Genomic DNA, 21,273 nt, shown 5'->3' on the forward strand with positions numbered 1-21,273 from the left:
TCAGTTTCCGAGTCCCGGCGGCTCGTTCAGTATCAACCAGTACAGGTTGAGCGTCTTGACGATATCCAGTAAAGCTTCAAAGGCCACTGGCTTCACCAGATAGGAATTGGCGCCCAGATCGTAAGCACGGTTCACGTCGGCGTGATCCCGGGACGAGGTTAGGACCACCACTGGGAGCCGGCGCAGCCCGGGTTGTTCCCGTACCCAGTCGATTACTTCCAGCCCGGACTTTCGGGGTAACTTTAGATCCAACAGCATCAACACGGGTAGCGGGTACTGGTGCCGATCGGTATAGCGTCCCCTTCCTGCGAGGTAGGCCACCGCCTCCTCGCCGTCCTCCAAGACTTGGATGGGATTCGCCAAGTTGGCGCTTCGGAATGCACGCTGGATGAGAAAGATGTCATTGGGGTCGTCCTCGACTAGGAGGATCGTATGATCCTTGGCATTCATCGCGGAGTCTCCGCGGGTGGCAATTCGAGCCAGAAACGACTGCCGCCACCGGCTGAGGGCTCAAGCCCCGCACTTCCGCCCAGGCGCTGCATTCCTTTGCGCACGATGGCGAGCCCAATACCGGATCCGGGATAGGCTTCGCTGCCGTGCAAACGTTCGCACAATCCGAAGATCTGCTCATAGTGTCGCGGGTGAATCCCGATACCATTGTCCTCGACCCATAGGCGGACCGCTTCTGAGCGCCGCTCCGTGTAGAGTCGAATTCGTGGCGGGACGCCAGGAGGCACGAACTTGAGGGCGTTGGTCAGGAGATTGAGGAGTGCCTGGCGGACCGTGTAGCGGTGCCCGTGGACCGACAGCAGGGGGTGTTCCACTTCGACCCGTGCGCCTAGGCCCTCGATCTCGCGCGCCAATTCCTCCTGTATCTCCTTGATCATGCGTTCCAGATCCACCGGTTCGTGCCGGATCTCGCCGCGCCCGACCCGGGTATAGGTGAGCAGATCCTGGATCAGGCCGTCCATGCGGGACGCCGCGGCGACAATGCGTCGCGCGTACTCGCGGGCGGTATCGTCCAGTTGTTCCGCGTAGTCCTCCATGATGGCATTTGCGAACCCGTGCATGGCACGCAGTGGTGCGCGCAAATCGTGGGAGATGGAGTAGGCAAAACTCTGCAGCTCGCTGTTGGTTTCCTCCAACTGTGCCGTGCGGGTCGCTACCCGGTCTTCCAATTCGGCGGCGTGGTGTCGAATTTCCTGCGTCAAACGTGCCTGGTGCAAGGCGATGGCGAGACGTGCGGAGACTTCGCGGGCGAGCTCGAGATGGTCATCGGAGAACGCCTTGGAATTCTGCGCGCTCAGATTGAGGGTGCCGATCAGGGCTCCATGGGCGAACAACGGAACCACGAGATGGAATAATAGGCCCCGTTCCTGAAAGCGCTCGAAAAACGCCGGGGGCGTCTGCTTATCGCCCTGGTCCGGTCCAAAGCGGAAGATCTGATCCGGCGTGGCGCGAGCAATTTCGCCATAGTGGTGCAACGGAAAGTGGGTGCCTGCGCTGACACTCATGGGGTACTCGGCATCGCTGGCGATCACCTGACACCGGGAGCTGGCGTGGTCGATTTCAGTGATGCTGGCGCAAGTACCCGGGATCAGGCGGCGCACATGGCGCAGGGAGCTGCCCGCCATGTTTTCCCGTGAACGTAGGCCGAGTATGCCGCGGTCCAGATCCGTGAGGATCCGCAGCCTATCGGTGAGACGATGGAGGGCCTGTTCAGCGCGCACGCGTTCCGTCATATCCACCAGTGCCCCAATCACCGCGGGCCGGCCGTCGTAGTCGGTACGCACGCCGTGCACCTCCACGTCGATCGCTCGGCCGTCGGCCCGCAGGCAGCGCAGTGGGTAGGGCAATGCGAGGATTTCCCCGCGGAAACGCCGCGCGAGGTTGCGGCGCGCAAACTCCTGGTCTTCCGGAATCACCAGATCCTCCAGGCGTTTGATGGCTACCATCTCTTCAGGACGGTAACCGAAGATCTTGGCCATGCCCGGGTTGACGTACACCAAGCAGTTCTCCTGGATGATGTATATGCCTACCAGGGACTGTTCCACGAGTGCGCGGAACTTGTGCTCGTGGGCCCGCAATTCTGCTTGCGCCTGTTTTTGCGCGGTGATGTCGCGCACGACGGCCAGCACTTGCGGTTCCCCCGGTTCCGCGCCATGCGTATCCGCGAGCCGCCGCAGGCGGATCTCCACCGGAAACTCCTGTCCATCGCGCTGTTTCGCGACCCACTCGAAGTCCAGGTCTTCCCCCGCCACGACCCGGCCGATGCGTTTGACGGCCTCGGCCAGGGTGCACCCGGCCCCCATCAACTCGTGGAGTCCGGTGTCCAGCATCTCCTCCCGGGAGTAGCCGTAGCGGCGCTGCGCGTTGCTATTGACGTCGAGGAGCCGCCCGTCCGGCCGGTGCAGGAATATCATGTCAGGCGATGCGTCGTAGAGGGCCTGGAGGTGCCGTAGTGCCTCCTGGAGCCGCTGTTCCGCACGCCTGCGCCCGGTGATGTCGTAAACGGCGCCGAATAGCCCCCTTACCACGCCGTTAGAATCGATATCTGGATTATAGGTCACCAGGACGTAGCGCGCGGCCTCGCCGGTCCCGGCCAGCTCGGTTTCGAAGCCAGCTGCGTTGCCGGCCATGGCCCGTTCGATATAGGGCTGGACCTGGCGATAGGCCGTGTCGCCCAGGACCGCACGCAGAGGGGCTCCGAGGGGCTCTGACGTGTGGATCCCGTGATGTTCCCGGAACGCGCGGTTGACGAAACGGATGCGCTGGTCGCGGTCCAGGTAGAACGCCTCGACGGGCAGCACGTCCAACCATCGTTGGATCGGGGCCTGCACGGGGTCGTCCACCGAGGCGCTCAGTAGCAGGGTACCGCCGATATAGGTGCCCCAGGGGTCGTGTATGGGTTGGAATCGGGCACTGAATGTCTGCGCTGTACCGTTTATTCCGCACAGTTCCAGCGTCTGGTGGGTGGCCTGTAACGGGCTCGCCTCAGCGCGGACCGATAACAGCGCCTGAAGCGTGGCGGGTATTGGCGGGCACAGCACATCAGCGAGGAATCGACCCGCCGCCGCGCCGGTATTCGTGCCCACCAACTCCGTGGTAGCTCCGCCGATGAACAACACCCGGCCGTCGGCGTCGAAGGTAATCGCTGTGGTGTATGCGTCCATGTCTGCCCGGGTGCGTTCCTTGACCGGGGATGGGAGGTCCCGGCGCGACGTCGGGGTTCGCCGGCCAGGGGGCACTCGCGCTTACGACGAATGCCTGTTATATACGCCCGCGCCGGCGTTGGCACCGGCGTGCGACCGTTCTGACGGGCGTGTCCGCCGGCAGTCGATCCGCCGGCGTGTTATCGCCAGCCCATGGGGAACCCCATATGGGCCAGCATCCGCACCGTAGGCCCCAAGGTCTCGTCCACGAAGCGGATCCGGGCGGGGTTGTGCCGCGCCAGATGTGCCCACTGGGTTCCTGGCGTGAGTCCCGCCGCCTCGTAGGTCTGCGGCGCTGGAAAATAGAAGACGTCCACGAACTGTCTCAGTGCAGCGCGCAGCAGCGGACGCAGCGCGGCGCGCCGCCAGGACGCCAGCTTCGGCAGCCGCTGGGACAGCAGATCCCGCACGTGGGCGATATGCCGGGCCTCGTCGATGATGTGCAACGTGACCATGTCGTAGATCGTTGCGCAGATCTCCTCACGGTGCATGCGCAGGTGCCGGTTCATGCGATCCGGTAGTTCCTCGCCGATCAGTACCGCGATCCAGAACGGCACGGAGTGGAACGGTGCCCGGTGTCCCAGCAGATTGATCAGGCTGGGCCGGTGCATGCGGGTAGCCGGTACGGGCAGGGCGCTGCGCCTCATCAACTCCAGGAACATTAGGCTGTGGCCGGCTTCTTCACGCAGTTCGTGGAGGCGGTAGATGTGGCGTGGAAGGTCCGGATCGGGTCGGCGCAGGGAGCGACCCAGACGTTCCATGAAGATGCCCTCGAGCCACAATCCGGCCTGCAGAAAATGGATGTACTCGAACTGGGAAAGCCTGCGCCGCTGCGCGGCGGGTAGTTGCCGGTATTCGGTAGTTCCATGCAGGGAGACGGCAGACTCCGGCAGCCAGTATTCGTCCAGACTCAGCGCGTCCCATCCGACCCGGACCAAGGGGTCCTGGTAGGGGGTGCTGTTTCGGTTCAGCTGCTCGTGCAGCTGAGAGGTGGAGTTGACACTGGACATGGGGCTGTAACGCCGCGTCCGGCGGGTTCCGCCAGGGATACGGTAAGTTTAGCGGATGGCGGTGCCGATTGCATCCGCCGGCGCCACTCGCAGACGTTGGCTCAGCCCGGTATCATGGGCCCGCGTTACGGATCTCTACGCACGGAAGTCGTTGATCATGCGTTTGCTTGTGTTGTCTGATCTGCATCTGGAGCATACCGCCCTGGCCCCGCCTGCCGGCGCGGCCGATCTGCTGGTCGCGGCGGGCGACATTGGGCACGGCCGGGAGGGCCTCGACTGGCTGCAGTCCCTGGAGCGCCCGGTGCTCTACGTGGCGGGTAATCACGAATATTGGGGCCAGGACCTCGCCGAGGCCCCCGAGCGCCTGCGCCGCGCCGCCGCGGGCAGCGCCGTGCGGGTTCTGGAACAGGAGACGGCGGTGGTGGGTGGTGTGCGGTTTCTGGGCTGTACCCTGTGGGGCGACTACGCGGACGGGGATCCCCGGGTCATGGAGGCCGTCCACCAAGCGATGAACGATTTTCAGCAGATCCACAGGGACGGGGTCCCGCTTACGCCTGACGATCTACTGGAGGCCCACCGCGGCGCCCGTGAGTGGATCGCCCGGACCTTGGCGGAACCCTTCGATGGCCCGACGGTAGTGGTGACCCACCACGCGCCGTCGTTCCGCAGTTGGACCGGGCGTGCCGACAGTCCCTACCGCCACGCCTGCTGCGCGGATCTGGAGGAGGTGATGGCGCGCCAGCCCATTGCCCTGTGGATACACGGGCATCTGCACCACGCCTTCGACTACCCTTGTCGCGGGGTGCGGGTGCTATGCAATCCGCGCGGCTACGCTAATGATCCGGCGCGTGGCTTCCGCCCGGAGCATACCGTATCAGTTTGAGCCCCGCGCGGTGCGGGTATCCGGCTGTGGTATGCTGGAAGGCATGTAAATGCAGTGGAACGGGGCCATGGCCAGCAAACGGATCTATCGGGTAGTTTTCCTGAATCAGGGCCGGGTCTACGAGGTCTATGCCCGTGCGGTGTCGCAGGGCGGCCTGTATGGTTTCGTCGAGGTGTCCGACCTGATCTTTGGCGAGAAATCCTCCGTGGTGGTGGATCCCTCCGAGGAGCGGCTGCGGACCGAGTTCTCCGGGGTCAAGCGGTTCCATGTGCCGCTCCACGCCGTGGTACGGATCGACGAGGTGGAAAAGCAGGGCGCGTGCAAGATCAGCGAATGGCCTGGGAAAGGCGCAAGCGTGATGGCGTTTCCCATGGCAGCCTATCCCCCGGACAGCGAACCGAGCCGTTCCTGACCCGTGCGGGTGCGTTGCAAGCCTGGGGTATCTGGGGTAGGCTTCGACCCGGTCCGCGTATGTCTCCGGAGAGGTGTCCGAGCGGTCGAAGGAGCACGCCTGGAAAGTGTGTGTACGCGTGAGCGTACCGAGGGTTCGAATCCCTCCCTCTCCGCCAATGGAAGGCGGCAGGGAACGGAAGTCCGGGTTCGAAGCCCTGGCGTGACCCGGCGGGCTTGCGACGCGGATTCCTGTGCCCTGCCCTGGTTCAATGGTGGCCGTGCCGGTCCCCCCGCAGCGAACTGTTGTGAACCCCGTCAGGCCCGGAAGGGAGCAGCGGTAACAGCAGCTTCGGGTGCCGGGGTGTGGCTGGCACGACCGCCGCCCCACGCCGGTCGCGTGGATGTGACGCGGGTGAGTGTTGTAGATCTACCCGGGTTCCGCCCGGGGTCGAGTGTGGATCCCGACTGATGAGCTACCAGGTACTGGCCCGCAAGTGGCGGCCGCGCACCTTTGCCGAGATGGTGGGGCAGGCGCACGTGGTGCGTGCCCTGGTAAACGCGCTCGATCACGACCGTCTGCACCACGCTTTCCTGTTTACCGGCACCCGGGGTGTCGGCAAGACCACTATCGCGCGCATCCTGGCGCGCTCCCTGAATTGCGAACGGGGCGTAAGCTCCACGCCCTGTGGCGAGTGCGCGGCGTGCCGTGAGATCGACGAGGGCCGCTTCGTTGACCTGATCGAGGTGGACGCGGCCTCGCGCACCAAGGTGGAGGATACCCGGGAGTTGTTGGAGAACGTGCAGTACGCGCCAACCCGGGGCCGCTTCAAGGTGTACCTGGTGGACGAGGTGCACATGCTCTCCGCTCACAGCTTCAACGCCCTTCTCAAGACCCTGGAGGAACCCCCGCCCCATGTGAAATTCCTGCTCGCGACCACGGATCCTCAGCGCCTGCCGGTAACCATTCTGTCGCGGTGCCTGCAATTTCATCTCAAGCGTCTGCCGGTGTCCCTCATCGCCGAGCGTCTCTCGGCCATCCTGGAACAGGAAGGCGTGGACAGTGAGCTGGAGGCGGTGCAGCAGGTCGCCAGGGCGGCGGATGGCAGCATGCGCGACGCCCTGAGCATCCTGGACCAAGCCATCGCCCATGGTGGCGGAAGGCTGGGAGCGGAGGATCTGCGGGCGATGCTGGGGACCATCCCCGGGGAACGCCTGTTCGCACTCCTGGATGCCTTGGCCGACGGGGATGGGGCGCGGCTGATGGGGCAGGTGGAGGAGCTGGCGGATCAGGCCGCGGATTTCGCCGGGGTGCTGGGGGACCTGACGGTCCTGTTCCACCGTCTGGCCCTCGCTCAGCGGGTCCCGGAGGCCCTGGACGAGAACGAAGGGGATCGGGAGGCTATCCTGCAGCGCGCCGCGCGACTCGCCCCGGAGGACCTCCAGCTCTATTACCAGATCGCCTTGCTGGGACGCCGTGACCTCCCCCTGGCGCCGGACCCGCGCAGCGGCTTTGAGATGGTCCTGTTGCGGATGCTGGCGTTTTGCCCGGCGCCGGCCGTGCCGGACGAAGGGGTGGCCAAGCCCGCCGGCGTGGGGGAGTCCCGTCCCACGGCCCCGCCCATGGGGTCCGGGTCCAGCCCCGCGCCATCGGTAGACCCGCAGGGTTGGGCGGCACTGGTACAGGAGGGCCTGGGTTTGGGCGGTCCGGCGCGGGAATTGGCGGCCAACTGCAACCTGCTTGAGCGCGACGGGGAGACGGTGCAACTGCTCCTGGACGAATCCCGGGCCCACCTGCGTGCGCGTAGCACCGAGGAACGGCTTCAGCAGGCCCTATTGCGTCATTTCGGGGCATCGCTGCGGGTAGTGATGCGGGTGGGCAAGCCCGTGTCCGAGACCCCGGCTCAGCAATGGGCGCGGGAGGACGCCGCCCGCCATGCGGCAGCGGCCCGGGTGATTCACGAGGACGCTACTGTCCAGGCGCTGTGCGAAACGTTCGATGGCCACGTCCCCGCGGGGGCCATCCAGCCGGTGGATTAAGCGCCTGTCCGGGTAATCTGGGGGGTGCGCGGGGGCGGGGGATTGGGAACCCGGATGCGCCTGTACACGGGCCGTCGGGGACTATTTCACGAGCGGGATCGTGACCAGGGATCGCTTTGATACTGCCGTACCATCCGTGCTGTAATGAGCAGGCTAGGCGCAAACCCCTGCCGGTTTTTCAAGAAGGCGAGGAAGTTCGATGAAAGGTGGGATTGGCAACCTGATGAAGCAGGCCCAGCGCTTGCAGGCGGACATGCAGAAGGCGCAGGAGGAACTCGGCTCCCTCGAGGTGACAGGGCAGGCGGGAGGCGGACTGGTGAGTGTGGTGATGACCGCGCGCCACGATGTGCGCCGGGTGCGTGTGGACGCCAGTCTGTGCGGGGAGGACCGGGACATGCTGGAAGATCTGGTGGCCGCGGCGGTGAACGACGCGGTCCAGAAGGTCGAGAAACTGGTCCAGGAGCGCTACTCTGGCCTGACCGCTGGGCTCGGGCTCCCGCCGGGGATGAAGTTGCCGTTCTGAATCGGACCCCATGCCCCATCTGCCCATCGTCAATCGCCTGATCGAGGCGCTGCGTTGCCTGCCGGGCGTGGGTCCGAAGTCCGCGCAGCGCATGGCCTATCACCTGCTTGAGCGGAACCGGGACGGGGCACGGCGTCTGGCGCAGGCGCTGGCGGAGGCTACCGAAGCGGTGTGTCGCTGCGGCCTGTGCCGTTCCCTGAGCGAAGGGGAGATCTGCGAGGTCTGCGCCAGCCCGCGCCGGGATCGCTCCCTGTTGTGTATCGTGGAAACTCCGGCCGACACCCAGGCCATCGAGCAGGCCACCGGTTACCGGGGCCTGTATTTCGTCCTGATGGGCCACCTCTCACCCTTGGACGGTGTGGGCCCCACGGAACTGGGGCTGGACCGCCTCGCCCAGCGCCTTGCGGAGGGGGAAGTTCGGGAACTGATCCTGGCGACCAACTTCACCGCGGAAGGGGAGGCTACCGCCCAATACGTGAGTACCTTGGCACGGGACTGCAGGGTGCGGGTGACCCGCATCGCCCAAGGGGTACCGGTGGGGGGGGAGCTGGAATACGTGGACGGCGATACCCTTTCGCACGCGTTCCGGGGGCGGCGGGACTGTTAGTGCCCCGGGTCCATCCGGCCCCGTTCGCCGGGGTTCCCCCATTCCACGATCCGGCGATTATACTGAAAGCAGAGGAGGTGGCCGCCGCTAACCTCCCGCAGCCGGAATCGGCTCCCTGCGGGTTGCCTTCCAGCACCGGCCGGGGTCCGAGGGGATGGAGACGAGCATGGAGATCGGCAGGGTCCCCGCATGGGTGCCCGGGCAGTCGCCGCCGGGGGTTCGAACCGGGGTGGCGTCGCGTGCGTCTGGCGCATCCTCAGCGCCCCCCCAGTCGGTGGCTCGACGTGGGACCGGTGTGCCGGTGGAGCGGGTGGTGCAGGGGGAGGTCCTCCAGCGGGACCCCAACCCGGCGGTGTTCCTGCGTAATGTGCGGGCGTCCGCGGATCTGGGCCAGACCCTGGGACCCGGCGCGGGTCGCGCGTCGGAGTCCGGTACGCGGGGGGGTATTGCCGCCTATCAGGACCATCAGCATCTGGCCGATCCGCAGTACCGGGCCAGCGGTATCGATTATTATGCGTAGGGTGTAATCGGGGCCTGGTGGCCCCAATCCGGGGCAGCCGGGAGGCAGCATGGCGGATTGTCTGTTCTGCAAAATGGTGCGCCGGGAGATCGAGCCCGACGTGGTGTACGAGGACGACGAGATCCTCGCGTTCCGGGACATTCACCCGCAGGCGCCCACCCATGTGCTGGTGATTCCCAAACGGCACATCACCACCCTCAACGACCTGGTTCCCGCGGACGCTGGCCTGATCGGCCGGCTCTGCCTTACCGCGCAGCGGATCGCCCGCGAGCAAGGTCTCGCAGAACCCGGTTATCGGATCGTGATCAACTGCAACCGGGAAGCGGGGCAGACCGTGTTCCACCTGCATCTGCATCTGTTGGGGGGCCGTCCCATGGGGTGGCCCCCAGGCTGAGGCGGTCCCAAGAAACGCGACGCATTAACCTGCTTCCCGCGCCAGTTCCTGTTGAATCTGCAGGAATCGCTCGTAGCGTTCCCGGGTTACGGCCCCCGCATCCACCGCGGCGCGCAGCGCGCAGCCGGGCTCCACCCGGTGACGGCAATCGCGGAACCGGCACTGGCCCAGATAAGGACGAAATTCCACGAACCCCGCTGCCAGGTGCTCGGCATTCAGGGGGCCGAGACCGAATTGACGTACCCCCGGGGAATCGATGAGGGCACCGCCCTCGGGCAGGGGGTAGAAAGTGGTGGTGCTGGTGGTGTGGCAGCCCAACCCGGTGGCCGCGGATAGCAGACCGACCCGTGCTTCCCGGTCGGGGATCAGGGCGTTTACCAGGGAGGACTTCCCGACCCCGGACTGGCCCACCAGGATGCTGGTGCGCCCGGCCAAGCCCCGGGCCAGGGGGCCCAGTCCGGTCCCGGTGTGAGCGCTGGCCGTGATCACCGGATAACCTAGGGCTCGATAGTGGGCGGCGCGCTGGGTCCACCCTGGGCGGGTGTCCGCTTCCAGCAGATCCTCCTTGTGTAACAGTAGCAGCGCCGCCAGACCCTCGTGCTCGGCGGCGATCAGGTACCGGTCGATGAGGTCGGGACCGGCCGGAGGCGCCGGTGCCACCACTACCACCAGTTGGTCGACGTTCGCGGCCAGGGGTCGCAGGCGGCCCCGCGCATCTGGGCGGGCCAGGAGGCTGCGGCGGGGTTCCAGGGCGGTGAGTACGCCGGCGCCGGCACCGGTGGGGCGCCATCGGATCCGGTCGCCACATACCGGGGCCTCGATGCGCCGCGGAATGACGCAGCACACCAGCCCGCCGTGCCCATCCTCCACGGCCACCGCGGCGCCCAATCGGGCCACCACGGTCGCGGCATGTGTTGTGCCGTCGTGGACCCCGTCCGCGCCGGTGGTGGAGCCCCGCACGCGGGGGCCGGGCCTAGGGTAGTGTTTCATGTTTGGAGGCCGACGCAGCAGTCTCCCAAAGGGTGTGGTCCAGACACGTTAGCCACGCACTGCAACGCGCGGCGCGTGGGTTGAGAACACGTCCTTCGGGTGCGCCACGGAACGGCCATCTGTGATGTTGCGCCCACTTGCAAGGCGAATGCCCTTGCGGCCCGCAGGCGGGCACACCGTGCATCGGGCCGGCCGGTGGCGGTGGGCGCCACCCAGGGCGTTGCGCCGGAGGGCTTGCATCGGGTGTTGGCGAGGTCGGCGTTCAGTCCCGGTCGCCGACCAGTGCGTCCACCTTCGCGGCCCCGATGAAGTCATTCTCCGACAGGCCACCGATGGCGTGCGTGCTGAACCGGACGTGGCAGCGGTTGTAGCCTACCTCCAGGTCCGGGTGATGGTCTTCTTGGTGAGCGATCCAGGCTACGGCGTTCACGAAGGCCATGGTCTGATAGTAGTTCCGGAACCGAAAGGTCCGGCTGATTTCGCCCTTTGCTTCGTCCCGGGCCCAATCGGCATGCAACTGCTTCATGAGCACGCCCGCCGCGTCGGCATCGAGGGGTTCGGTGCCGCCCTCACAGGGCTTGCAATGCCGGGCGGTGAGTTGCTCACTCATGGCCGTTTCCCGGGGCGAAATGGTAGAAGGTCTGGTTCAGATATTCGACCACGTCGTTGCGACCGGCGGCGTTCCAGTTGGCGCCCGCCGCTTTTTGGCAGGCTGCCACTTGGCGGTGCAGGGCTGTCAGACTGCGGATCTTGTGGTCGGGTCGGGTATAGACACTGGGGTTGTGGCACGCCAGGCAGGATGCATTGTGCAACTCTTTGCCATGGGCTACATCCGGACTCGTGGCGGCGCGTGCGGATCCCGCCGTCCATAGGCCTATTGCCGTGAGCCCGATCCCTGCAAGTTGATAGATCTTCATGACAGCACTCCTTCGTGCATCAACTCATTTTAGACGATAGGTGGGCGACCCGCAGCGGTGCGGGGGGATGGGAATCATGAAATGCGGAGTACAGGGGGTCCGGCGTCAGGGTGCTGGCGTTCTCCTTGTAGAGTTTCACCAGTGCGCGGATGAGCGCGCTGGGATCGGTCTGCCGGGCGGCGAAGGCGTCCGCCTCGTATTCATGGCGCCGCGACAAACGCGCGGCCAGCGGCTGCAGAATGAACCCGAACACCGGGGAGACCAACAGGAACAACAGCAGCGCGGTGTGGTCAGACGGAGTATGGATACCGAGCCCGCTGTAGAACCATGGTGCGCGGATCAACCAAGCCAACAATGCCAACCCCGCAAGGCTCAACAGCGCCATGTACACGAGGCGCTTGACGACGTGCCGGAGCCGGAAATGGCCGAGTTCGTGCGCCAATATCGCCTCCACCTCGTCGTGCGCGAGTCCCTCCAGCAGGGTATCGAAGAACACGATGCGCTTGTGGTTGCCAAGGCCGGTGAAATAGGCGTTGCCATGGGCGGAGCGCCGCGAGCCGTCCATGATATAGATGCCCCGGCTGGAGAACCCGCAGCGTTTGAGCAGCGCCTCGATGCGGGTACGCAGCGTGGCGTCCTCCAAAGACGTGAAGCGGTTGAACAGCGGCGCGATCAGAGTGGGATAGGCCCAGGTCATCAGGAGCCCGAAACCTATCCACACTGCCCATACATAGAGCCACCAGAGCGCGCCGGAATGTGCCATGAGCCACAGGGCGACCCACGCCACCGGGGATCCGAGCAGGAGCAACAAGGCGAGCTGGCGCAGCAGGTCGGCGCCAAACAGGGCCAGGGTGATGCGGTTGAACCCGAAGCGCTGTTCCAGGACGAAGGTATGGTAGAAGGAGAAAGGGAGCTCCAGCAGTGTCATGAGCGCGAATACCGTGATCATGACGCCGACTCCGGTGAGCAGAGGGGTCAGTCCCAGGCCCCTCCAGAGGTGATCCACCAGTTGCAGCCCGCCGCCCAAGGTCCATCCGAGCAGCAGCGTCGCCTGGTAGAGTCCCTCGAGGCTGCCGAGGCGGGTGCGCGCTGCCGTGTAGTCGGCGGCGCGCTGGTGAGCGGTCAACGGGATTCGATCGCGGAACGCCACGGGTACCGTGTTACGATGAACCAGCACGTGACGGACCTGGCGCAGATCCAGCCAGTGGTGCAGCAGTACCGACGCCGCCAGGGACGCGAGAAACACGATTCCGAACGGGTTCATGGGTGGGCGTGCACCTCGCTTGAAAATATCCATGCAGAGTAGCTTTTGCTGAAATGGTTGGCAACCTGCCCGGCTGACTTACAACACGAAAGGAACGGTTCATGGCGCGACTAGACCCTGGCAACCTGATCTGGATCGACCTGGAAATGACCGGATTGGATACCGATCGCGATCATATTCTGGAGATCGCCACCATCGTCACCGACAGCCGGCCGGAGATCCTGGCGGAAGGTCCGGTACTCGCGATTCATCAGACTGACGCGGTGTTGGAGCAGATGGATAACTGGAACCAGAATCAGCACACCAAGTCGGGTCTCATCGAGCGAGTGCGCAGGAGTCGGGTGGACGTCGAGGAGGCGCAGCTTCAGACCCTGGAATTTCTGAAGCTCTGGGTTCCGGCCAATGTCTCGCCCATGTGTGGCAACAGCATCTGCCAGGATCGGCGTTTTCTTCACCGGTGGATGCCGCGGCTGGAACAGTATTTTCATTACCGGCATCTGGATGTGAGCACCCTGAAGGAGCTCGCGAAGCGCTGGGCACCGCGGATCGCGGCGGGTTTTGAGAAGACCCCGAGCCATCTTGCGCTGGACGATGTGCGCGATTCCATCCGCGAACTGCGTTACTACCGCGAACAGTTCTTTAACTTCTCCCCGCTTTGATGTTTCCCGCCCGAGCGCGCGGTTTTCATCCTTGTTCGTTGCGCAGTCGCCGCGGTGGCCACAGCGGCGGACGATTAAGAAGCGCGGGCTAGCCGCGGTTTTCGTTCGCCATCCCCGCCCCCGCGTCCAGGGGCGCCGGGAGGCGCTCCCGGCGGATCGCCAGTATGCCTGCCAGTGAGATCAGCAGCGCGCCGGCCACGGTCCAGCGGTCCGGCGCTTCTCCCCAGAACCACGCGCCGTAGCCGGCGGCGAGCACGACTGAGGCATAGGTGAACGGCCCCACCCGGGCCGCGGGGGCCAGGGAGTAGGCCTTGGTCAGCAGCAATTGGCCGGCGGTGGCGAGGGTGCCGATGGCCGCGAGCCAGAGCCACAAGCCCGGGGCCGGTGTGTGCCAGCTCCAGAATAGCGGAACGGCGGAGACCACAGTGCAGATGGTGCTGTAGTGGAACACGATGCGCGCGGTGGGCTCGGTGTCCGCCATGCGCCGGATGGTGACCATGGACAAGCCGGCAAAGGCGCCGGAGGTCAGCCCCACCAGTGCCGCGGGTGCGAACATCCCGGCACCGGGTTTGAGGATCAGTATTACGCCCAGAAAACCGGTTCCCAGCGCGCTGCGCAGTGCCGGGGGAACCGGTTCGGCGAGCCACAGCAGTGCGATCACCGCGATGAACAGGGGCGCGGTGAAGTTCAGCAGCACCGCCTCTGCCAGGCTCAAGTGCCCGAGGGCGTAGAAGAAACAGTACATCGCTGTCAGTCCTGACAGGCCCCGCAACAAGTGCAGGGGATAGCGGCGGGTGGCGAGGGAGCCGGCGCGACAGTGCAGGAGCCAGGGCAGCAATGCGATGAGCCCGAACAGGCTGCGGAAGAACACCACCATGTCGGTGGGCAGCTCGCGGGAGACCACCTTTACCGCCGCGCCCATGGAGGCAAACATCCAGGCGGAACCCAGGGCCAGCAACGCGCCGCGCAACAGGGCGGGGTGCGCGCTGCTTCCGGCCGGCCCGGCGGGGCGCTTGGTCATGGCGCCGCGGCGGCAATGGCGGTGGCGGACCGTCGCGGGTGGGCGGGATGCACGGGAATCCTGCGGGCGTCCTGGGGACGGCGGTCCCCGGGGCCTACTCGATCGGGGTGTCGGATCGGTTGCCCCAGTCCGACCAGGAGCCCGGGTAGCCTCGGACCCGGGGGTAACCCAAGGCCTTCAGCAGGATGTAGGTATGGGCGGAGCGGTGATGGGTCTGACAGTAGGTGATCACCTCCCGGTCGGGGCGCAGCCCGAGGGATTCCAAGGTGGCGCGTAGTTCCTCCACCGGGCGCAACCGCAGGTTGCGGTTGGGATCCATGGCGCGCGTCCATTCCAGATTCACCGCCCCGGGGATGTGCCCGCCGCGCGCTGCCAAGCGCTTGATCCCCTGATATTCCTCTGGGGTCCGGCAGTCCAGCAGCGCCACCTCAGGGTCCTGGAGGTGCTCCAGAACATATGCCCAGTCGGCAATGCCTTCAGTACCGATTTTGGCTTGATAGTCGGTGGGTGGCACCTGGGCCGGCGCGTTGTCCAGAGGATGTTGTTCGTTGGCCCACGCATGAAGTCCGCCGTCGAGCAGGGAGTAGCGCCGATGGCCGAGCACATCCAGGGTCCACAACAGGCGGCAGGCCTTGCCTCCACCCTCGTCGTCGCAGGCGACCACGTGCCGGTCCGGCGTGAGCCCGATGGCGCTGAGCACGCGGCTCAACTGCGCCGTGTCCGGTAACAGACCCCCACGGGGCGGCTGGGCGGCGATGACCTGCCCGTAGTCCAGGTGCACGGCGCCGGGGACGTGCAGCTGGCTGTAGACCTCAGGCTTGCTGAGATCCACGACCAAGAGTCCTTCGGCACCGAGATGGCGTTCCAGTGCGTCGGGTTCCACCACCAGGGGCAACTCGAGTTGCGACATCCGACCTCCATGGGTGACCAAGCATCGCCGCTCGCGCATCAGTCCGGCCGTAGGAAGTGAACCAAAGAACGCGCGGGCAGTACGCCGCAGTATAGGATGCTTGGTGTCCGGATTACACCCGCAGAGTCGCGGGGCAAGTGCGTAGCGACCGGACCTCCAGACTCAGCCGGACCCCGAGTCCAGTAGCTCCACCCAATGGCGGACCGGTGCCGGTGCGGTGGCCGCCAAGTGCAGCAGACACCCGATGTTGGCGGTGGCGATCAGTTCCGGGGCGCCGTTTAGTAGGTGGCCCAGCTTGCGTTCGCGCAAGGCACCCGCCAGAGCCGGCTGGAGCACGGAATAGGCGCCGGCGGAGCCGCAGCACAAGTGCGGTTCGCTCACCGGCGTGAGTTCGAAGCCCAGCCCGGCAAGCAGGCCCTCCACTACCCCGGTCAGCCGGTGCCCGTGTTGCAGGGTGCAGGGGGCGTGGAACGCGATGCGCCGCGGCGCATCGGCGGCGCGGCGTAGCCGGGCGGGATCCTCCGCCGCCAGCAATTCGCCGATGTCCTGTGCCGCCGCTGCGACCTGTGCCGCGCGGTGCGCGTAGGCGGGATCGTCCCGCAGCAGCTCCCCGTAATCCTTGATCTGCACGCCACATCCGCTGGCGGTGCTCACCACCGCCTCGACACCCGCTTCGAGATAAGGCCACCAAACGTCGATGTTGCGGCGCATGTGGACACGCGCCTCCTCCATGGCTCCCAGGTGGTGACTGAGGGCGCCGCAGCAACCGCCGCCAGCACGGATTGTCTGGATCCCCAAGCCGTCCAGCACGCGTGCGGCGGCCGCATCGATCCCGGGTGCCGCCGCCGGCTGTACGCAGCCGGCGGGGAAGAGCACCCGGCGGCGGTGCTGGCGCGTCGGCCAAGCAGCCATCGGCGTCCGTTGCGGAATGCGTGCGCGCAGTGTCCCCGGCAGCCACCGGCGCAGTGCCTGACCCACGCGCAGCAGGGTCGCGAAGCGCGCAGGCGGCAGCAGGATCCGGCGCAGACCCCAGTGCTGGATCTGCTGATACCAGGGACGCAAGCCCCGCTCCGTCAGGACTGCCCGGCCGATGTCCAATAACCGGCCGTATTGCACCCCGGATGGGCAGGTCGTCTCGCACGCCCGGCAGGTGAGGCAGCGGTCCAGGTGCGTCACGGTATGGCGCGAGACCGGCGCGCCCTCCAACATCTCCTTGATTTGATAAATGCGCCCCCGGGGTCCGTCCAACTCGTCGCCCAGCAGCTGATAGGTCGGGCAGGTGGCGTTGCAGAACCCGCAGTGCACACAGGTACGCAGGATCCGGTCGGCGGCACGGCCGGGCTCGGTGAGCATCAGGGCGTCGGGTAGTCGGGTTTGCATGGAGACGGTGGGACCGGTTCAGGTGGGCGCGGGGCCAGCTTGCCATGAACCGCGCCCGATGTCAGGTGCGGTGCCCCTGTCCACCTGATCGGGTTGCCGCTGCAGCTGCCCAGCCCCGCCGGCCCAGCGCCGTTGTGGATCATGCGGGCGCGCCCGCCTTTTTGTGCGAATCTTCTGCTTCACCCGCCGCGGTCCCCGCCGGGACGGGCGGTACGCCTTGATTTCATATCGGCTACGTCGTCGGCGCGCGGTGTTTGTGTGCGCCGTTCCGCTGGGGTGCCGACACGGCCACGACGAACACGGGTGATAAATTCACGCTAAAGTTCGGGATACATCCGCCCGGGATTGAGGATCCCGCGCGGGTCGAAGGCCGCCTTGAGGCGTCGATGCAGGGCCAGCAGCGGTGCAGGCAGGGGGTGGAGACCCTGCGTGTCGCGATCCCCGTACCGAAATCCGGTGGCATGCCCGCCGGCCGCCGCTGCGATTTCCCGTATCTGCCGGGCGGGGGCCGCGGTGCGCAGCCAGCGTTGGGCGCCGCCCCAGTCCAGCAGCCAGCGCCCGGGTAGATCGAGGGGCGCCGCCCCGGGGGGCACTGACAGCCGCCACAGGGGTTCATCTCCAGTAAAAAACGCCAGCCGTTGTTCGCGCAGCTCCCGCCAGAGTACGTTGCCATCCGCTACCGGGTCGCCGCCCACTATCCTTTGGGCCGCCCGTACCCCGGCCTCGGTCCCGGACAGGCGGACGTACAGGGTTCCGTCCCACCAGGCCACTCCGGAGAGCGGCAGCGGTGTGATCAACCACTGCTTCGCCAGGGTGAGGGCGCCGGGTGCGTCCGCGGCGCGCGCCAGGGTGGCCTCGCACTCGGGGCTCGGCAACACCTTGAGAGATACCTGCAACAATACCCCCAGGGTTCCGAACGCCCCGGCCATCAGGCGGGCGAGGTCGTACCCCGCAACGTTTTTTATCACCTGCCCGCCGAAGCTGAGCCGGGCACCGGTTCCGTTGAGTATGCCCACGCCCAGCACGAAATCCCGGACCGCGCCGCAGTAGGGGCGCCGTGGTCCCGACAGCCCGGTGGCGACGGTGCCCCCCAGGGTCGCACCCGCGCCGAAATGGGGGGGCTCGAAGGGGAGCATCTGGCCCGCGTTCGCCAGTGCCACCTCCAATTCGTCAAGGGGCGTGCCGGCGCGCGCGGTGATAACCAGTTCGGTGGGTTCGTAGGCAATGATCCCCCGGTGTGCGCCGGTCCCGAGAGGCTTCCCGACGGGCGTGCGGCCGTAGAACCCCTTGGTGCCGCCGCCCTGGATGCACAGCCGTTGGCCCGTGGCGTGGGCGTCTCGTACCGCGTGCTCCAGCGTATCGGTGAGATCCTGATCCACGTGGTTCCCGGGCGCGTTGGCCTAAAACCGTTCCAGATCCGGGAACGGTAGCTGCCCCCGATGCACATGCAGTGCGCCGAACTCGGCACAGCGGGACAGGGTGGGTACCGCCTTGCCGGGATTGAGGAGTCCCCGGGGGTCGAAGGCATGTTTGACGGCGTGGAACTGGGCCAGTTCCGGTGCGCGGAACTGCACACACATCTGGTCGATCTTCTCCACCCCCACGCCGTGTTCGCCGGTGATGGTGCCGCCAACCGCGACACACAGCTCCAGGATGCGCGCGCCCATGGCCTCGGCGCGCGCCAGTTCACCGGGTCGGTTGGCGTCGTAGAGGATCAGCGGGTGGAGGTTGCCGTCGCCGGCGTGGAAGACGTTGGCCACCGGCAGCGCGTATTCCTCCGATAGGGTGCCGATGCGCCGCAACACCTCTGCCAAGGCCCGGCGCGGGATGGTGCCGTCCATGCAATAGTAATCCGGCGCCAATCGTCCCACCGCCGGGAACGCCGCCTTGCGGCCCGCCCACATCCGCTGGCGCTCGGCCTCGTCGCGGGCGGTATAGACCGCGGTGGCGCCGCAGTCGCGCATGAGTTCACGCACCGCCTGGATTTGCACCGACACTTCTTCGTTGGTGCCGTCCAACTCGCACAACAGGATCGCCGCGGCGTCGGTGGGATACCCGGCGTGGACGAAATCCTCGGCGGCACGGATTGCCAGGCGGTCCATCATTTCCAGTCCCGCGGGGATCAACCCACGCCCGATTACGGTCGCCACCGCCGTTCCGGCCTGCTCGATGTCGTCGAAGGCGGCCAGCAGGACCTGAGCGCGTTCAGGCTTGGGCAGCAGCCGCAGGGTGGCTTCCACCACCACCGCCAGCATGCCCTCCGAGCCAGTGAGCAGCGCCGGCAGGTCATAGCCCGGAGCGTCCAGGGCGGCGCCCCCGAAGGTGAGCCGTTCCCCGTCCATGGTGACCACCTCCAGGGCCTGAAGATTGTGGACCGTTAGCCCGTACTTCAGGCAGTGCACACCACCCGCGTTCTCCGCCACGTTGCCGCCGATGCTGCAGGCGATCTGAGACGAGGGGTCGGGTGCATAGTAGAGTCCATAGGCTGCGGCGGCCTCGGACACCGCCAGGTTGCGCACGCCGGGCTGTACCCGCGCGGTGCGGTTGACGGGATCGATGGCGAGGATCCGGTTGAAACGCGCCAGACTCAGCAACACGCCGTCCGGACGCGGCAGGGCGCCGCCCGACAGGCCGGTACCGGCGCCCCGGGCGATCACCGGGATCCCGTGCCGGGTACAGAGGCGCAACACCGCCTGCACCTGATCCACGGTGTCGGGCAAAACGACCGCCATCGGCAGGCGCCGGTAGGCGGAGAGCCCGTCGCACTCGTAGGGGCGCAGTTCCTCCTCCCGGCTCAAGACCGACGCGCGCGGTAGCACCGTCGCTAGGGCGCGCAACCATCGGTCCCGGGTCCGGGGATCGGGACTGATCGGTTCGGCTGGGTTAGTAGTTGGGGCCATGTCGCCTTTGGGGGAGTAGTCGGATTCCTGTGTCATCGTACACGAGCTGGTATACTGACGGTAGCCGATCCGATGCGCAAAAGCGCATAAAATTCGCGGCTTTGCCGCGTAGTTTCGAGATCGCCCGGAGGGGCAGAACACCCATGTCCGCAGACCACGAAGCGCAGTTGCAGGCCCTGTTGAGCCTCGATCCTGGGCATATTTATAGCGACGATGAACTGGACGCCATCGAGGCGCTGGACCCGGCACTGGCATTGCGCATCGACCGGGTCCAAACCCTTGCTCAGCGGGAGGGTCCGGTAGCCGCCGCCGGACCGGTTGAGCCGGACCAGGTGGCGGCGGCGGTGGAGGAGGCGCGGTGCATCCTGATGCAGGATGGGGGCGACATCGAACTGGTGGCGGTGGAAGGGTCGGTGGTACGGGTGCGGATGAAGGGCGCCTGTGTGGGGTGCCCCCGCTCGGTACTCGACCTGCGCAACGTAGTGGAGCGCCTGGTGAAGCGCCGGTCGCCCGGCGTGACCGAGGTGGTCAACGTCTTCTGATTTGCCACTCGTTGTGGCTGGTCTGCGGGGTCGCGCGTTCGACGATCGGGTACCATGGCCACGCCCCGTGCCCCGCCGGGCACGGGGTGAAGAACGCGCCACCTGCGCCACTACCGGGTGGCGCGGAGCCCATGCGGGATCCACAGCGCCTGCCCTGCGTCGGGTAACGGCCGCGTGATGATGTTCATTCTGGCAGTGCTGCTGATCTACGGTGGGATGCACGGCTACGTGTATCTTGTGCTGACGCACGCATACCCGCTACCGCTGGAATGGCGCGCCGCACTCGGTGCGTGGCTGGCCCTGATGGTGGCGGCGCCGTTCCTCGCGCATCTATTCGACCGTCCACGAACCCGCGGTGTGGCGCGCCTCGCGGCCCGATTGGGCTACACCTGGATGGGGCTGCTGTTCCTGTTCGTGTGCTGGCACTTGGCGGTGGCACTGGGACTTGCCGCGTTGCGGGTCCTGGGTATCGCCAGCGGCTGGACAATGCCAGGCGCCTTGGATTCCGCCCGCGCCGGGATTGCGATCGCGGCCACCGCCACGCTGCTTTGCGCGGTTTACGGCCTCGTGGAGGCGTGGTGTCCCCGGGTACGCAGGGTCCTGCTGTCCACGGCCAAGCTTTCAGCGAACCCTGGCCGGATCCGGATCGTGCAGATCTCCGATGTGCACGTGGGTTTGATGAGCAGCGCGTACCGCATTCGGCGACTGGTGCGGCAGTTGAACACCTTGGCGCCGGACATCCTGGTTTCAACAGGGGATCTGGTGGACAGTGCCGCGGACGGCTTGGCGCCGTTCGCCGATCAACTGGCGCAGGCCTCGGCGCGGCTCGGAAAGTTCGCCGTAATCGGCAATCACGAGTGCTATGGCGGTTTGGAGGCGGCCCTGTCCTTTACGCGTCGCGCGGGCTTCACGGTGTTGCGCGGTACGGCTGTGACGGTGGCGGGGTTGATCGAAGTGACGGGCGTCGATGATCCTGCTGCCAGTCCCCCGGACGAGGATGAGGAGCGCGCCCAGTCCTTTCCAATTCAGAGATGAGCCTGAAGGGGGGTGGTAGGTGAGCCCTCAGGCGGCCGGGTTTTGGGCGTGGTTGATGGAACGAAAGAGGTCTGCT

At 66.3% G+C, this 21,273-nt stretch carries 22 protein-coding genes, 1 tRNA gene and 1 other RNA gene; 12 read left to right on the plus strand and 12 right to left on the minus strand.

Annotated features, from left to right (window positions below):
• The 3 genes from B7Z66_11280 to B7Z66_11290 form a co-directional block, all read right to left on the minus strand.
• Positions 1-450: a two-component system response regulator gene (locus B7Z66_11280; GenBank protein OYV75825.1), complete on the minus strand. Its 450-nt coding sequence runs from the start codon at positions 448-450 to the stop codon at positions 1-3.
• Positions 447-3,173 (minus strand): hypothetical protein, encoded by a 2,727-nt coding sequence (locus B7Z66_11285; protein OYV75826.1) that lies wholly within the window; start codon positions 3,171-3,173, stop codon positions 447-449. The genes B7Z66_11280 and B7Z66_11285 overlap by 4 nt, the downstream gene beginning before the upstream one ends.
• Positions 3,174-3,352: 179 nt before the next feature.
• Positions 3,353-4,222 carry a hypothetical protein gene (locus tag B7Z66_11290; protein OYV75827.1) on the minus strand — a complete coding sequence of 290 codons (870 nt, stop codon included), beginning with the start codon at positions 4,220-4,222 and terminating at the stop codon, positions 3,353-3,355.
• Between the two features lie 55 nt (positions 4,223-4,277).
• Between B7Z66_11290 and B7Z66_11295 the strand changes: the two genes are divergently transcribed.
• The 9 genes from B7Z66_11295 (at position 4,278) to B7Z66_11335 (ending at position 9,579) form a co-directional block, all read left to right on the plus strand.
• On the plus strand, positions 4,278-5,105 hold the full coding sequence (locus tag B7Z66_11295) for a hypothetical protein (GenBank protein ID OYV75828.1): 828 nt from the start codon (positions 4,278-4,280) through the stop codon (positions 5,103-5,105).
• Between the two features lie 67 nt (positions 5,106-5,172).
• Positions 5,173-5,517, plus strand: coding sequence for a hypothetical protein (locus B7Z66_11300; GenBank protein OYV75844.1), 345 nt, complete (start codon positions 5,173-5,175; stop codon positions 5,515-5,517).
• A gap of 67 nt (positions 5,518-5,584) precedes the next feature.
• A tRNA-Ser gene (locus tag B7Z66_11305) sits at positions 5,585-5,674 on the plus strand.
• Positions 5,675-5,777: 103 nt separating this feature from the next.
• Positions 5,778-5,874, plus strand: an RNA gene (gene ffs / locus B7Z66_11310) — signal recognition particle sRNA small type.
• A gap of 92 nt (positions 5,875-5,966) precedes the next feature.
• Complete coding sequence (locus tag B7Z66_11315; protein ID OYV75829.1) at positions 5,967-7,535, plus strand: DNA polymerase III subunit gamma/tau; 1,569 nt, start codon at positions 5,967-5,969, stop codon at positions 7,533-7,535.
• A 199-nt stretch (positions 7,536-7,734) separates the two neighbouring features.
• Positions 7,735-8,058 carry a YbaB/EbfC family nucleoid-associated protein gene (locus B7Z66_11320; GenBank protein OYV75830.1) on the plus strand — a complete coding sequence of 108 codons (324 nt, stop codon included), beginning with the start codon at positions 7,735-7,737 and terminating at the stop codon, positions 8,056-8,058.
• A gap of 10 nt (positions 8,059-8,068) precedes the next feature.
• Positions 8,069-8,665, plus strand: a complete 597-nt coding sequence (locus B7Z66_11325) for a recombination protein RecR (protein OYV75831.1) — start codon at positions 8,069-8,071, stop codon at positions 8,663-8,665.
• Positions 8,666-8,966: 301 nt separating this feature from the next.
• Positions 8,967-9,185 carry a hypothetical protein gene (locus B7Z66_11330; protein OYV75832.1) on the plus strand — a complete coding sequence of 73 codons (219 nt, stop codon included), beginning with the start codon at positions 8,967-8,969 and terminating at the stop codon, positions 9,183-9,185.
• A 49-nt stretch (positions 9,186-9,234) separates the two neighbouring features.
• Positions 9,235-9,579 carry a histidine triad nucleotide-binding protein gene (locus B7Z66_11335; protein OYV75833.1) on the plus strand — a complete coding sequence of 115 codons (345 nt, stop codon included), beginning with the start codon at positions 9,235-9,237 and terminating at the stop codon, positions 9,577-9,579.
• Positions 9,580-9,603: 24 nt separating this feature from the next.
• Here B7Z66_11335 and B7Z66_11340 read toward each other — a convergent pair whose 3' ends face one another.
• From B7Z66_11340 to B7Z66_11355, 4 genes are all read right to left on the minus strand, one after another.
• The gene (locus tag B7Z66_11340; GenBank protein ID OYV75845.1) at positions 9,604-10,479 is read right to left on the minus strand and encodes a ribosome small subunit-dependent GTPase A; all 876 of its coding nucleotides are present in this window, start codon (positions 10,477-10,479) and stop codon (positions 9,604-9,606) included.
• 352 nt (positions 10,480-10,831) lie between these two features.
• A complete protein-coding gene (locus tag B7Z66_11345) occupies positions 10,832-11,179 on the minus strand; it encodes a 4a-hydroxytetrahydrobiopterin dehydratase (protein ID OYV75834.1) in 348 nt (115 codons plus the stop codon).
• Complete coding sequence (locus B7Z66_11350; GenBank protein ID OYV75846.1) at positions 11,172-11,447, minus strand: hypothetical protein; 276 nt, start codon at positions 11,445-11,447, stop codon at positions 11,172-11,174. The genes B7Z66_11345 and B7Z66_11350 overlap by 8 nt, the downstream gene beginning before the upstream one ends.
• 58 nt (positions 11,448-11,505) lie before the next feature.
• Positions 11,506-12,750: a peptidase M48 gene (locus tag B7Z66_11355; protein OYV75835.1), complete on the minus strand. Its 1,245-nt coding sequence runs from the start codon at positions 12,748-12,750 to the stop codon at positions 11,506-11,508.
• 101 nt (positions 12,751-12,851) lie between these two features.
• Here B7Z66_11355 and B7Z66_11360 point away from each other — a divergent pair, with 101 nt between their 5' ends.
• The gene (locus B7Z66_11360) at positions 12,852-13,409 is read left to right on the plus strand and encodes an oligoribonuclease (protein ID OYV75836.1); all 558 of its coding nucleotides are present in this window, start codon (positions 12,852-12,854) and stop codon (positions 13,407-13,409) included.
• Between the two features lie 88 nt (positions 13,410-13,497).
• Here B7Z66_11360 and B7Z66_11365 read toward each other — a convergent pair whose 3' ends face one another.
• The 5 genes from B7Z66_11365 to B7Z66_11385 form a co-directional block, all read right to left on the minus strand.
• On the minus strand, positions 13,498-14,430 hold the full coding sequence (locus B7Z66_11365; GenBank protein OYV75837.1) for a hypothetical protein: 933 nt from the start codon (positions 14,428-14,430) through the stop codon (positions 13,498-13,500).
• Positions 14,431-14,524: 94 nt separating this feature from the next.
• On the minus strand, positions 14,525-15,340 hold the full coding sequence (locus tag B7Z66_11370; GenBank protein OYV75838.1) for a thiosulfate sulfurtransferase: 816 nt from the start codon (positions 15,338-15,340) through the stop codon (positions 14,525-14,527).
• A 162-nt stretch (positions 15,341-15,502) separates the two neighbouring features.
• Positions 15,503-16,720, minus strand: a complete 1,218-nt coding sequence (locus B7Z66_11375; protein ID OYV75839.1) for a glycolate oxidase iron-sulfur subunit — start codon at positions 16,718-16,720, stop codon at positions 15,503-15,505.
• Positions 16,721-17,037: 317 nt separating this feature from the next.
• On the minus strand, positions 17,038-18,099 hold the full coding sequence (locus B7Z66_11380; protein ID OYV75840.1) for a glycolate oxidase subunit GlcE: 1,062 nt from the start codon (positions 18,097-18,099) through the stop codon (positions 17,038-17,040).
• 21 nt (positions 18,100-18,120) lie between these two features.
• On the minus strand, positions 18,121-19,620 hold the full coding sequence (locus B7Z66_11385; GenBank protein ID OYV75847.1) for an FAD-binding oxidoreductase: 1,500 nt from the start codon (positions 19,618-19,620) through the stop codon (positions 18,121-18,123).
• 143 nt (positions 19,621-19,763) lie between these two features.
• Between B7Z66_11385 and B7Z66_11390 the strand changes: the two genes are divergently transcribed.
• Complete coding sequence (locus tag B7Z66_11390; GenBank protein ID OYV75841.1) at positions 19,764-20,162, plus strand: hypothetical protein; 399 nt, start codon at positions 19,764-19,766, stop codon at positions 20,160-20,162.
• Positions 20,163-20,339: 177 nt separating this feature from the next.
• Entirely contained in the window at positions 20,340-21,197 is an 858-nt protein-coding gene (locus B7Z66_11395; GenBank protein OYV75842.1) for a hypothetical protein, read from the plus strand.
• The last annotated feature ends 76 nt before the right edge of the window (positions 21,198-21,273 follow it).

It is taken from the genome of Chromatiales bacterium 21-64-14, assembly GCA_002255365.1.
GTDB lineage: Bacteria > Pseudomonadota > Gammaproteobacteria > 21-64-14 > 21-64-14 > 21-64-14.

What these genes read in the sequence shown, in the direction of transcription:
- B7Z66_11375 (OYV75839.1), bottom strand. Translation starts at nt 16,720, where the DNA reads ATGCAAACCCGACTACCCGACGCCCTGATGCTCACCGAGCCCGGCCGT.
- B7Z66_11335 (OYV75833.1), top strand. Translation starts at nt 9,235, where the DNA reads ATGGCGGATTGTCTGTTCTGCAAAATGGTGCGCCGGGAGATCGAGCCC.
- B7Z66_11390 (OYV75841.1), top strand. Translation starts at nt 19,764, where the DNA reads ATGTCCGCAGACCACGAAGCGCAGTTGCAGGCCCTGTTGAGCCTCGAT.
- B7Z66_11365 (OYV75837.1), bottom strand. Translation starts at nt 14,430, where the DNA reads ATGACCAAGCGCCCCGCCGGGCCGGCCGGAAGCAGCGCGCACCCCGCC.
- B7Z66_11345 (OYV75834.1), bottom strand. Translation starts at nt 11,179, where the DNA reads ATGAGTGAGCAACTCACCGCCCGGCATTGCAAGCCCTGTGAGGGCGGC.
- B7Z66_11320 (OYV75830.1), top strand. Translation starts at nt 7,735, where the DNA reads ATGAAAGGTGGGATTGGCAACCTGATGAAGCAGGCCCAGCGCTTGCAG.
- B7Z66_11300 (OYV75844.1), top strand. Translation starts at nt 5,173, where the DNA reads ATGGCCAGCAAACGGATCTATCGGGTAGTTTTCCTGAATCAGGGCCGG.
- B7Z66_11280 (OYV75825.1), bottom strand. Translation starts at nt 450, where the DNA reads ATGAATGCCAAGGATCATACGATCCTCCTAGTCGAGGACGACCCCAAT.
- B7Z66_11290 (OYV75827.1), bottom strand. Translation starts at nt 4,222, where the DNA reads ATGTCCAGTGTCAACTCCACCTCTCAGCTGCACGAGCAGCTGAACCGA.
- B7Z66_11295 (OYV75828.1), top strand. Translation starts at nt 4,278, where the DNA reads ATGGCGGTGCCGATTGCATCCGCCGGCGCCACTCGCAGACGTTGGCTC.
- B7Z66_11285 (OYV75826.1), bottom strand. Translation starts at nt 3,173, where the DNA reads ATGGACGCATACACCACAGCGATTACCTTCGACGCCGACGGCCGGGTG.
- B7Z66_11370 (OYV75838.1), bottom strand. Translation starts at nt 15,340, where the DNA reads ATGTCGCAACTCGAGTTGCCCCTGGTGGTGGAACCCGACGCACTGGAA.
- B7Z66_11315 (OYV75829.1), top strand. Translation starts at nt 5,967, where the DNA reads ATGAGCTACCAGGTACTGGCCCGCAAGTGGCGGCCGCGCACCTTTGCC.
- B7Z66_11385 (OYV75847.1), bottom strand. Translation starts at nt 19,620, where the DNA reads ATGGCCCCAACTACTAACCCAGCCGAACCGATCAGTCCCGATCCCCGG.
- B7Z66_11395 (OYV75842.1), top strand. Translation starts at nt 20,340, where the DNA reads ATGATGTTCATTCTGGCAGTGCTGCTGATCTACGGTGGGATGCACGGC.
- B7Z66_11360 (OYV75836.1), top strand. Translation starts at nt 12,852, where the DNA reads ATGGCGCGACTAGACCCTGGCAACCTGATCTGGATCGACCTGGAAATG.
- B7Z66_11325 (OYV75831.1), top strand. Translation starts at nt 8,069, where the DNA reads ATGCCCCATCTGCCCATCGTCAATCGCCTGATCGAGGCGCTGCGTTGC.
- B7Z66_11355 (OYV75835.1), bottom strand. Translation starts at nt 12,750, where the DNA reads ATGAACCCGTTCGGAATCGTGTTTCTCGCGTCCCTGGCGGCGTCGGTA.